This is a genomic window from Microbacterium sp. Bi128, from assembly GCF_918698205.1.
In genome coordinates, this window is sequence record NZ_CAKKMM010000127.1 from 1 (window position 1) to 10,313 (window position 10,313).

The 10,313-nt window shown below is 69.9% G+C and carries 9 protein-coding genes; 7 read left to right on the forward strand and 2 right to left on the reverse strand.

Annotation, left to right across the window (positions count from 1 at the left end; genetic code table 11):
* Positions 1 to 1,087, forward strand: a 1,087-nt coding sequence (locus LQV45_RS11165; protein ID WP_230007083.1) for an alkaline phosphatase family protein, incomplete at its 5' end; no start/stop codon positions are given.
* A 13-nt stretch (positions 1,088 to 1,100) separates the two neighbouring features.
* Here LQV45_RS11165 and sepH read toward each other — a convergent pair.
* A complete protein-coding gene (sepH, locus tag LQV45_RS11170) occupies positions 1,101 to 2,153 on the reverse strand; it encodes a septation protein SepH (RefSeq protein ID WP_230007084.1) in 1,053 nt (350 codons plus the stop codon).
* A gap of 211 nt (positions 2,154 to 2,364) precedes the next feature.
* Between sepH and LQV45_RS11175 the strand changes: the two genes are divergently transcribed.
* Positions 2,365 to 2,658, forward strand: a complete 294-nt coding sequence (locus LQV45_RS11175; protein WP_138172557.1) for a DUF4193 domain-containing protein — start codon at positions 2,365 to 2,367, stop codon at positions 2,656 to 2,658.
* On the opposite strand, the gene LQV45_RS11180 is transcribed toward LQV45_RS11175, so the two are convergent.
* Positions 2,633 to 3,124, reverse strand: a complete 492-nt coding sequence (locus tag LQV45_RS11180) for a DUF3093 domain-containing protein (protein WP_230007085.1) — start codon at positions 3,122 to 3,124, stop codon at positions 2,633 to 2,635. The two genes, LQV45_RS11175 and LQV45_RS11180, sit on opposite strands and share 26 nt — an antisense overlap.
* 12 nt (positions 3,125 to 3,136) lie before the next feature.
* Between LQV45_RS11180 and dut the strand changes: the two genes are divergently transcribed.
* The 5 genes from dut to dxs all read left to right on the forward strand — a co-directional run bounded on the left by dut (position 3,137) and on the right by dxs (position 10,022).
* A complete protein-coding gene (dut, locus tag LQV45_RS11185) occupies positions 3,137 to 3,592 on the forward strand; it encodes a dUTP diphosphatase (RefSeq protein ID WP_138172559.1) in 456 nt (151 codons plus the stop codon).
* Positions 3,589 to 4,197 (forward strand): DUF3710 domain-containing protein, encoded by a 609-nt coding sequence (locus tag LQV45_RS11190; RefSeq protein WP_230007086.1) that lies wholly within the window; start codon positions 3,589 to 3,591, stop codon positions 4,195 to 4,197. Before dut ends, LQV45_RS11190 begins: the two co-directional genes overlap by 4 nt.
* Complete coding sequence (locus LQV45_RS11195) at positions 4,194 to 4,943, forward strand: DUF3159 domain-containing protein (protein WP_230007087.1); 750 nt, start codon at positions 4,194 to 4,196, stop codon at positions 4,941 to 4,943. Before LQV45_RS11190 ends, LQV45_RS11195 begins: the two co-directional genes overlap by 4 nt.
* Before the next feature lie 136 nt (positions 4,944 to 5,079).
* Entirely contained in the window at positions 5,080 to 7,914 is a 2,835-nt protein-coding gene (gene acnA / locus LQV45_RS11200) for an aconitate hydratase AcnA (protein ID WP_290370234.1), read from the forward strand.
* A gap of 158 nt (positions 7,915 to 8,072) precedes the next feature.
* Entirely contained in the window at positions 8,073 to 10,022 is a 1,950-nt protein-coding gene (gene dxs / locus LQV45_RS11205) for a 1-deoxy-D-xylulose-5-phosphate synthase (RefSeq protein ID WP_230007089.1), read from the forward strand.
* Positions 10,023 to 10,313: the final 291 nt, after the last annotated feature.

Below are 10,313 nucleotides of genomic sequence, written 5' to 3' on the forward strand. Positions count from 1 at the left end.
CCTCACCGGTGTGGTGACCCAGGCGATCGCCGCCCTCGAGGGCCGCTCGGAGTGGTTCGCCCCCGCCCGCAGCGCCGTGGTGTTCGTCGTCGACGGGCTCGGCTCGCACAACCTGGCCGAGCGCCGTGGCCACGCGCGTTTCCTCGGCTCTGCCGGCTCGCGCCGCGACGTCGCTCGAACGGTGTTCCCCTCGACTACGGCGGCGGCGTTGACGAGCCTGCTCACCGGCACCGAGCCCGGGGAGCACGGCATCGTCGGCTACCGCACGCGGATCCCGGGCACATCGATCGCGGCGAATCAGCTGCACGGGTGGGAGACCGACGGCCTGGATCCCCGCACGTGGCAGCGCAGCCGTCCGCTGCTCGAGATCGAAGCCGAGCGCGGGCGACCGTGCTTCGTCGTGTCCCGGCCCGACTACACCGGTACCGGATTCACCGCGGCGACGCTACGCGGCGCGGAGTTCGTCTCATCCGCCGATGTGCGCGAGCGCGCGGCGATCGCCGCCGACCTGGCCGCGCGGCATCCCGGAGCCCTCGTCTACCTCTACGCGCCCGATCTCGACACGGCCGGGCACCGCGACGGCTGGGAGTCCGACCGCTGGACCGACGCCCTCGAACGCGTCGACGCCGCCGCGCGCGACCTCGACGGCGCGATCGACCCCGGCACGGGCGTGCTCGTCACCGCCGACCACGGCATGGTCGACGTTCCCGCCCACAAGCACGTGCTGCTGTCGGACGGCGACCCTCTGCTCGAGGACGTCGAGATCGTCGGCGGCGAGCCCCGGATGCTCCACCTCTACGTCACCCCGGGGCGGGCGGATGCCGTGGCGTCACGGTGGCGGGAGCGAGAGCAGTCGCGGGCGTGGGTCCTCACGCGCGACGAGGCGATCGCGGCCGGGTTGTTCGGCTCGGTCGCCCCCGAGGTGAGCGAGCGCATCGGCGACGTGCTCGTGGCCGCGCGCGGACGCTTCGCCTACTACGACGACCGCGAGAGCGACAAGCGCCCTCAGCGGATGGTGGGCCAGCACGGGTCGCTCACCGACGAGGAACGGACGGTTCCGCTCCTGCGCCTCGGCGCGTTCGCCTGAGAGCTGCGCTGACTCAGCTCTCGTCGGTGCGCGCCCCGAAGACGATCTCGTCCCACGAGGGCATGGACGGTCGACCCTTGGCGCGCCGCCCGGAGTCCGAGGATGCCGAGGGACCGGGGGTCCGATCCGGTTCGGTCTCGGTCGTCTCCGGCTCCTCCGCGCGGTAGCCCGGCTCGAGAGCGTCGAAGAGCGCGACGGGGGCACTGGGCGTGCGGGGTTCGGGTTCGCGGACCTCGGGCATCCCCGGCAGGGGCTCGCGCTGTCCGCGTCGGCGACGGAGCGCCTCGAGGAGGTCGGCCGTCTCGGACGAGGTCACCGGCGCGTCGGGAGCCCGCTTGATCGCGGCAGCCTGAACCGCGGCGGTCACCGGACCAGTAGCCTCGACGCCGGGCTCATCCTCGATGTCGAGACGCCGCGGCCCGAAAGCGCCGCTGTCGAAGCGCGTGTCGTCCTTGGGGAGCGGAGTGTCCAGGGCACGCAACCGGGGGATCAACCCTTCGGGCAGCGAACCCTGGCGGGAGAGCTGGATCGCATCGGAGTTCTGCGGCGACAGGCTGCTGCGTCGAGGATCGAAGCCCCAGCGGGCGTCGTGATCGATGCCGTTGGCGGTGAACTCGAGCTTCACCATCCACCCCGAGGGGTCCTTCCAGCTCGTCCACCGTTCCGCCGACGCGCCGGCTTCGCCGAGCTTCGCGCGGACGGCGGCCCCGAAGGTGACCGGGGCGTCATGCTCGAGGGCACCTCCGAGCAGCACGGGCACCGAGAGGGCCTGGGCGACGACGTGCTCGCGCTCGGCGAGCACCGGCCCTTCGAACCTCTCGACATCCTCGACGCGGGCGTTCAGCAGCGCCGCGACCTCGCGCGCGGAGAGTCCCGCGCGAATGTGCGCCTGGATCTCGCGCGGGCTCGGGCGGGGCGCGCGGTCGTCGTCGTGCTCGCGCCCACGGCGCGCACGGCGCGCCTCGGCGCGCAGCACCTCATCGAGCGGCAGGGCGAATCGTTCGCCCGTCTCGGTCGCGACGACGAGGACGTCATCCTCGGTTCCGATGACTTTGAGCTGTTCCATACGAAACACCCCTCCGATCTGCGGTCGACGCCCATGCTGTCACGGTCCCGCCGCCGGAGCCGGGAATATCGCGGGCGCGCCGCGAGTTTGACGCCTCGCAGCCCGCACTCACCCCGCCGAGCGCATTTGCTTATCGGGGTCGGGTCATGCAAACTATGGCCGCCCGTTCGGGCGATGCACCACAGAAAACCGGAAGTAGAGACCTTCACGCATGGCCACCGATTACGACGCACCGCGCAAGACCGAGGACGACAGCGAGTCGATCGAGGCCCTCAAGGAGCGCGTGCCCGACAAGACGTCGGGGTCGATCGACAACGAGGATGCCGACAACCCTTCGGGCTTCGAACTGCCCGGGGCCGACCTGTCGGACATCGAGCTCGACGTCGTCGTGCTTCCCGCTCAGGAAGACGAGTTCACCTGTATGAACTGCTTCCTGGTGAAGCACCGCTCCCAGATCGCCGAGGAGAGCGGCTCCGGCTTCATCTGCCTGGAGTGCGCAGCCTGACCTGAGCGCGCTGGATCGCCGCGATGAGGCGATCCGGCGTCCGGGTGGACACCACCCACATCGGAGTCGGATCATCGGGGTCGGTCACGGGAACCGTGACGATCCCGTCGATCCCGCCCCGGATGACGTGCCAGGCCCGTCGGTCGAGACCACTCCCGCGGGCCGTTCGCGCCTCTTCGGCCACGACACTCGCGGGGACCCCGAGGAGCTCCACGGGGATGTGCGCCCGACCGGCGTGCAGTTCGCCGTCGCGCACCTCGATGAGGGGGGAGAGGGCGACGAGCGCCGCGACGATCCCGACGCCGACCACGAGTCCGACCACCAGGGCGAGCGTGGTGTCGATGGGCGAGAAGACCAAGGCCGCCATCGGGCCGCAGACAGCTGCAGCGCCGAGAGCCCACAGCGATGGGCTCAGGCGTTCGCGGTACTCGATTCCGGTGCGGATGCCGCACCCCCTCTTCTGCATTACCCTCGTGGGGTGACCGAAACGGTGGACGTCCTCATTGTCGCATCCGAGCCCCCGGTCTTCGCCCACCCCGGCGACGCCGGAGCCGACCTCGTCGCCGCCGAGGCGGTGACGCTGCAGCCCGGTCGCCGCGCGCTCGTCTCCACCGGCGTGCGGATCGCCCTGCCCGACGGGTACGCCGCGTTCGTCGTCCCGCGAAGCGGCCTGGCCGCCAAGCACGGGATCACGATCGTCAACTCGCCGGGCACGATCGACGCGGGCTACCGCGGTGAGATCAAGGTCGCCCTCCTGAACACCGACCTCGACGACGCGTACGAGATCGCGGTCGGCGACCGCATCGCGCAGCTGATCGTCATGCCCGTCCCGCCCGTGCGCTTCATTCCTGTCGACGACCTCCCCGCCAGCGTGCGCGGGCAGGGCGGCTTCGGATCCAGCGGCTACCAGACCCCTTCAGGGAGCACCCGATGACCGACGAATCCGACCAGCAGATCGAGGCCGCGCCGCCCGCCAAGAGCGGTCCCGCGGACCGCGAGACCGCGGGCCCCTTCGACGAGGCCGAGGCGAACGCCGTCCGCCCCTACATCGACCTCGGCGGCATCAAGATCCTGCCGCGCGAGGGACTCAACCTTCGCCTCGAGGTCGAGGAGCAGACCAAGCGGATCGTGGCCGTCGGTCTCGACTACGCCGATTCCACTCTGCAGGTGCAGCCGTTCGCGGCGCCCCGCACGAGCGGACTGTGGGCCGAGACGCGGGATCAGATCCGCCAGCAGGTCAAGCAGCAGGGCGGCCGGGTCGAGGAGCGCGAGGGCCCGCTGGGCCCCGAACTCCTCGCCGAGGTCCCGGTCGTAGCCGGTGCCGACGGCTCGGCCAAGCGCCTCGCCCGTTTCGTCGGCGTCGACGGACCGCGCTGGTTCCTGCGCGGCGTCATCGGGGGAGCCGCGACATCCGACGTCGAGGCGGCCGCGGCGGTCGAAGACCTCTTCCGTTCGATCGTCGTCGTCCGCGGCGGATCGCCCATGCCGCCCCGCGATCTGATCCCCCTGCGGATGCCGTCCGCCCCCGGCACGGCATGAGCGACGCTCCGCACCCCGACGACGCCGACCGCGTGCCGCTCGAGCCCCCGTCGGCGGCCGACAGCGTGTCGGCGGCACTGGGCAGCGCGGCGCGCCGCGCCGGACTGGACCCGTCGAAGCACTCCTCGACCGGCGCCGCCGTGTGGTCGGCGATGGGCGGGTGGCGCGGCATCCTGGAATCCGTCCTGCCGTCGCTGGCTTTCGTGGTCCTGTTCACCGTCACGATCGATCCCGAGACCCGCCAGGGCGATCTGCTCCTGAGCCTCGGCGTCTCGGTGGGCCTGGCCCTGGTCTTCACAATCGCCCGCCTGATCGCCAAGTCGCCGCCGAGCGCCGCCATCGGCGGCCTGTTCGCCACCGTCGCAGCCGCCGTTCTGGCACTGTTCACCGGTCGCGGGCAGGACAACTTCGTCTTCGGGTTCTTCATGAACGGCGCCTACGGCACCGCGTTCCTCGTGTCGGTGCTCGTCGGCTGGCCCCTCATCGGTCTGGCGGCCGGCTACCTGCTGGGAGAGGGCACCTCGTGGCGCGCCGACAAACGCCAGCGCCGCGTGTTCTCGTGGCTGTCGCTCGGGTGGGCGGCCCTGTTCGCCGCGCGGTTGATCGTTCAGCTCCCGCTGTACTTCGCCGGCGACGTCACCGCGCTCGGAACACTGAAGATCATCATGGGCCTGCCCCTGTTCGCTCCCATGCTCGCGGTCACGTGGCTCGCCGTGCGGGCTCTCTCCCCACGTCGCGAGGCCTGATATATTTATCTTGATATCAAGATAAATCCCCCTCGCTCCGCGGTTAGGTCGGCCTTCCTGGCATCGTCCGCACACCCCGGGGAAGATGGGAGAGGGCGGGCCGACGCCTGCGCATACGCCGACGAAGGAGACGATCGTGTCCACGGTTGACAGCTTCGGTGCCAAGAGCACCCTGACGGTCGGCAGCACCGACTACGAGATCTTCCGCATCGACACCGTCCCCGGGTTCGAGAAGCTCCCGTTCAGCCTCAAGGTGCTGCTCGAGAACCTCCTCCGCACCGAGGACGGCGCGAACGTCACCGCGGAACAGATCCGCGCCCTCGGATCCTGGAACCCGGATGCCGAGCCCGACACCGAGATCCAGTTCACGCCCGCGCGCGTCGTGATGCAGGACTTCACCGGTGTTCCCTGCATCGTCGACCTCGCCACCATGCGCGAGGCCGTGACCGCCCTCGGCGGCGACCCGAACCGCATCAACCCGCTCTCCCCGGCCGAGATGGTCATCGACCACTCCGTCATCGCCGACCTGTTCGGCAGCGAGAACGCGCTCGAGCGCAACGTCGAGATCGAGTACGAGCGCAACGGTGAGCGCTACCAGTTCCTGCGCTGGGGTCAGACCGCGTTCGACGACTTCAAGGTCGTCCCGCCGGGCACCGGCATTGTCCACCAGGTGAACATCGAGCACCTGGCGAAGGTCGTCTACGACCGCTCCGTCGACGGCGTGCTGCGCGCCTACCCCGACACCTGCGTCGGCACCGACTCGCACACCACGATGGTCAACGGCCTGGGCGTGCTGGGCTGGGGCGTCGGCGGCATCGAGGCCGAGGCCGCGATGCTCGGTCAGTCCGTGTCGATGCTGATCCCACGCGTCGTCGGCTTCAAGCTCAGCGGAGAGATCCCCGCCGGCGTCACCGCGACCGACGTCGTCCTCACCATCACCGACATGCTCCGCAAGCACGGCGTCGTCGGCAAGTTCGTCGAGTTCTACGGCGAGGGCGTGGCATCCGTGCCGCTGGCCAACCGCGCGACCATCGGCAACATGAGCCCCGAGTTCGGCTCCACCGCGGCGATGTTCCCGATCGACGATGTCACTCTGGACTACCTGCGTCTGACTGGACGCGACGAGCAGACCGTCGCCCTCGTCGAGGCCTACGCCAAGGAGCAGAAGCTCTGGCACGACCCGGCCCGCGAGCTCGCCTTCAGCGAGTTCATGGAGCTCGACCTCTCCACCGTGGTTCCCTCGATCGCCGGCCCGAAGCGCCCGCAGGACCGCATCCTGCTGTCCGAGGCCAAGTCGCAGTTCGAGAAGGACATCCTCAACTATGCGGCCGCCTCGACCTCGGACTCGATCGTCGACCTCGAGTCGGACCAGTCCTTCCCGGCCTCCGACCCGGGCGGGGAGCCCGGAGACGAGCACATCCACACCGGCGAGATCCTGATCTCCTCCGGCGGTCCGTCGGCGGCATCCAAGCCCGTCAAGGTCACCACGCCCGAAGGCCAGTCCTACCTCCTCGACAACGGTGCGGTGACCCTCGCGGCCATCACCTCGTGCACCAACACGTCGAACCCCTCGGTCATGATCGCGGCGGGCCTGCTCGCCAAGAACGCGGTCGACAAGGGCATGAAGCGCAAGCCGTGGGTCAAGACCACGCTCGGACCCGGGTCCAAGGTCGTCACCGACTACTACGAGAAGTCGGGTCTCGACAAGGCGCTCGAGGGCCTCGGCTTCTACACCGTCGGCTACGGCTGCACGATCTGCATCGGCAACTCGGGCCCCCTCATCGAGGAGGTCTCGGCGGCGATCAACGACAACGACCTCGCCGTCACGGCCGTCCTCTCGGGCAACCGCAACTTCGAGGGCCGCATCAGCCCCGACGTCAAGATGAACTACCTCGCTTCGCCGCCCCTGGTCGTGGCCTACGCGCTGGCCGGCTCGATGAACTTCGACTTCGAGACCGACCCGCTCGGCAAGGACCAGAACGGCGACGACGTCTTCCTCAAGGACATCTGGCCGGCCCCCGACCAGGTGCAGTCGATCATCGACGCGTCGATCTCGCGCGAGCAGTTCATCCAGCAGTACGCCACCGTCTTCGAGGGCGACGAGCGCTGGAAGAACCTGCCGACCCCCACGGGCCCGGTCTTCGAGTGGGATGCCGACTCCACCTACGTGCGGAAGGCGCCCTACTTCGACGGCATGACGATGGAGCCCGACGCGGTGCGCGACATCACGGGCGCCCGCGTCATGGCAACCCTCGGCGACTCCGTGACGACCGACCACATCAGCCCCGCCGGCAACATCAAGGCCGGCACCCCCGCCGCTCAGTATCTGATCGAGCACGGTGTGTCGCAGAAGGACTTCAACTCGTACGGCTCCCGCCGTGGCAACCACGAGGTCATGATCCGCGGCACGTTCGCGAACATCCGCCTGAAGAACGAGCTGACCGCCGCGGTCAACGACGGCACGGTCGTCGAGGGTGGGTACACCCGCGACTTCACGCAGCCCGGGGGCCCCCAGTCGTTCATCTTCGACGCGAGCATGAACTACCAGGAGCAGGGCACCCCGCTGGTCATCTTCGGCGGCAAGGAGTACGGCTCCGGCTCGTCGCGCGACTGGGCGGCGAAGGGCACCAACCTGCTCGGCGTCAAGGCGGTCATCACCGAGAGCTTCGAGCGCATCCACCGCTCGAACCTGATCGGCATGGGCGTCGTCCCGCTGCAGTTCCCGGTCGGCGAGACCTGGAAGTCGCTGGGCCTGGACGGCACCGAGATCGTCTCGATCGAAGGCCTTGAGCAGCTCAACGAGGGCGTGACGCCCAAGACGGTGACGGTCACCGCCGAGCCGAGCGAGTTCTCGCCCGAGGGCAAGCAGACCATCACGTTCGACGCCGTGGTCCGCATCGACACCCCCGGTGAGGCCGACTACTACCGCAACGGCGGCATCCTGCAGTACGTGCTGCGTTCGCTCGTCTGACGCCACCGCACCGCGCCCCGGGAGCTTCGGCCCCCGGGGCGCGGTCGCGTTTCCCCACGTGCAGTGCGGGCGCAAGCCTTTGCCGGGCCCGGTCCGGGCGCCGAGACTAGAATCGACAGACGCGCAGACCTCTGCGCGCACCGCACGAGAGGAGTCACATGGCTCTCCTACCCGGCATCCACGGTCCCCGTGACCTCGACGACCTCACCCCCGACCAACTGCGACAGCTCGCCGCCGAGATCCGCTCCTTTCTGGTCGAGAACGTCGCCCGCACCGGTGGGCACCTCGGACCGAACCTTGGCGTCGTCGAGCTGACGATCGCCCTCCACCGCGTCTTCGACTCCCCGGCCGACCCGATCATCTTCGACACCGGGCACCAGTCGTACGTGCACAAGATTCTGACGGGCCGCCAGGACTTCGCGAACCTGCGTTCTCGCGGTGGGCTCGCCGGCTACCCGCAGCGCTCCGAGAGCGAGCACGACATCGTCGAGTCCTCGCACGCGTCGAGTTCGCTGAGCTGGGCGGATGGTGTCTCCCGCGCCTTCTCGCGCACCGGGCGTAAGGACCGCCACGTCATCGCCGTCGTCGGCGACGGCGCCCTGACGGGCGGCATGACGTGGGAGGCGCTGAACAACATCAGCGACGACAACGACCGCAACCTGGTCATCATCGTCAACGACAACGGCCGCTCGTACGCCCCCACCATCGGCGGCATGGCCCGCTACCTCAACCGCGTGCGCACGAACGATGCCTACCGTCACCTGCATCAGAGTTCGGCCACGCTCTTCCGTCGCCTCGGCCCGGCCGCCCGTGCGGTGTACCGCGGCGTGCGCGGCGGAACGCACGGCTTCCTCTCGCGCTTCACGAACAACGAGGCGCTGTACAGCAACCTCGACATCAAATACCTCGGCCCCATCGACGGCCACGATTTCGAGTCGCTGCTCGAGACCCTCGAACTGGCGAAGACGTACGGGGCACCTGTGATCGTGCACGCGATCACCGACAAGGGCAGCGGCTATGCCCCGGCGATGAGCGACACCGCCGATCAGTTCCACGCCGTCGGCAAGATCGATCCGATCACCGGCGAGGCCCTCGGTTCGGGCGGCGGTCCGCAGTGGACCGACGTGTTCGCCGACGAGCTCGCTGCCGTGGGCGCGGAGCGCGATGACGTCATCGCCATGACAGCCGCGATGCTGCGACCCACGGGGCTGCAGCTTTTCGCGGACCGCTTCCCCGAGCGCGTGTACGACGTCGGTATCGCCGAGCAGCACGCCGTGGCCTCCGCGGCCGGTCTGGCCTTCGGCGGTCTCCACCCCGTCGTGGCGCTCTACGCCACGTTCATGAACCGCGCCTTCGACCAGGTCATGATGGACGTCGCGCTGCACAAGGCCGGCGTCACGTTCGTCCTGGATCGCGCCGGAGTGACCGGGCCCGACGGCCCGAGCCACCACGGCATCTGGGACCTCGCGATGCTGCAGCTGGTGCCCGGCATCCGCATCGCCGCCCCGCGCGACGCGACGCGCCTGCGCGAGGAGTTCCGCGAGGCCGTCGCCGTGACCGACGCCCCCACCGTCGTGCGCTACCCGAAGGGCGGCGTCCCCGCCGACCTCGACGCGATCGAGCGCCTGCCCGACGGGGTCGACGTGCTCGCGCGCGGGTCGTCGGACGACGTACTGCTGGTCGGGATCGGCCCCATGGTGCACTTGGCGATGGACGTCGCGGAGCGCCTGCGCGCGCAGGGCATCGGCGCCACCGTCGTCGACCCCCGCTGGGCGATCCCCGTGCAGCCCTCGATCGTCGAGCTCGCCCGGGCTCACCGCCTCGTCATCACGATCGAGGACGGCATCCGCGTCGGCGGCGTCGGCACCCGCGTGCGTCAGGTGCTGCGCGAGGCCGGCGTCGACACGGCGGTGGACGAGCTCGGCATCCCGGACGAGTTCATCGATCACGCCACGCGCGAGCAGATCCTCGAGGACGCCGGGCTCACGGCCGCCAAGATCGCCCACGACGTGGTCGCACAGGTGCTCGGCACCCGCATCCCGATGGCGCGGCAGACCGAGCCGGTGTGGCTGCCCGACGCGCGCGTGCGCGACGACGCCGAGCGCTGACGCAGGTTCCCAGAACAGGGGACGCGCCGAGAACAGGCCGATATCCACCGATCCGGCCTGTTCTCGGTGCGGAGCCTGTTCTCAGCGCAGGCCCGCACGCACGAGAACGGCGCCGCCCCCGCGGGGACGGCGCCGTTCTCGTCGGTTCATGCTCCGATGCCGCGGATCGGCGGGTGGTGGAACGTGTCGCCGAAGGCGCGCTCGGACGCCCCCTCGCGGTCGAGGTAGGGCGAGGCACCGCCATCGATGAAGGGCCAGCCGGCTCCGAGGATGAGGCACAGGTCGATGTCC